Genomic DNA, 1,078 nt, shown 5'->3' with positions numbered 1-1,078 from the left:
CCATTTAGCCATAGTGGTTGTAGTTCATTTCAGACAATACATTCAGTGATTTGTAGATGCTACCCGGAAAGATTTTTTGGATATCTATATCATCCAGATAAAGCTTGTCGGGATTTCGATTGGTTGTGTCGAAACTATCCACGCAAGATGTAACTAGCCCCAACAGAGCTACGGTACATAGTGTATATAAGTACTTTTTCATTGTTGATACTGTTTTAGAAAGTTATCTTAAAGTCAAAACCATAAGTGGCGGTCGGCAGATTGAAGCCTCGTTCCAGACCTTGTTGGATTCCCATGGATGAAGTTGCTTCCGGATCGATACCTTTCGGGGTATTCTGGTGGAGAATAGCTACATTTCTACCTACAGCCGAAATTCTCATGGACTGTATGAATCCGATCTTTCTCAATAAACTTTTCGGAATATTGTATCCCAATGAGATTTCTTTCAGTTTCACGTAAGAAGCGTCATATAGATATAGCTCACCATTTCTGCCGCTATCGTTTGTCCAGTAGTTGATTGGTTCGATCCAAGCCTGACATGGTTGTCCGGCCAGTCCAGGTACGGAAGAATCATAAACGGCTCCGGGAATATTCATTCCTTTGGGACGGGAAGCATCCATATAAATATTACTCATGCCATTGGGTACATATTTGGAATCAAGGATACCAAGATAGCCGGTCTGGTCGTTTTCATTCAAAATTGTTTTGGAGAAGAAGTGTGCTTCACGTCCTCCCAATGACATGATTGTTTCTGCGTTACGAGAACCTACGAAAGCTGTTTCCGACCATACGTTACCTCCCATACGAATGTCGAACATGGCGGAGAAGGATAAATCCTTCCAACGTAATGAAGTACGTATACTTCCTGTCCATTTCGGTTCTACGTCTGCCAGGAACTTAGCTTCACCCGATAGAGGGCGACCGTTAGCACCTACCAGTACTTGTCCTAGTTCGTTCCTTTTCCATGGTTCGCGGCAATAGAGGCTTACTAAAGGTTTACCTTTTACAATACGTAATTCAACACTGTTTTGTACACTAGTCAGTGTCATGTAATCCATACCACTAGCCAGTGAAATCA

At 42.3% G+C, this 1,078-nt stretch carries 1 protein-coding gene and 1 pseudogene; both read right to left on the bottom strand.

Annotation, left to right across the window (positions count from 1 at the left end; all coding sequences use genetic code 11):
• Positions 1 to 4: 4 nt before the first annotated feature.
• Positions 5 to 202: a hypothetical protein gene (locus AB5935_RS27775; protein ID WP_368328072.1), complete on the bottom strand. Its 198-nt coding sequence runs from the start codon at positions 200 to 202 to the stop codon at positions 5 to 7.
• Between the two features lie 13 nt (positions 203 to 215).
• A pseudogene (locus tag AB5935_RS27770) lies at positions 216 to 1,078 on the bottom strand (SusC/RagA family TonB-linked outer membrane protein); the annotation flags it as partial.

Source organism: Phocaeicola sp. RTP21198st1_B8_RTP21198_201120 (assembly GCF_040929485.1).
Taxonomy (GTDB): domain Bacteria; phylum Bacteroidota; class Bacteroidia; order Bacteroidales; family Bacteroidaceae; genus Phocaeicola; species Phocaeicola dorei.
Note: the sequence above shows the minus strand (reverse complement) of the source record. Positions and strands in the feature narration are given on the sequence as shown.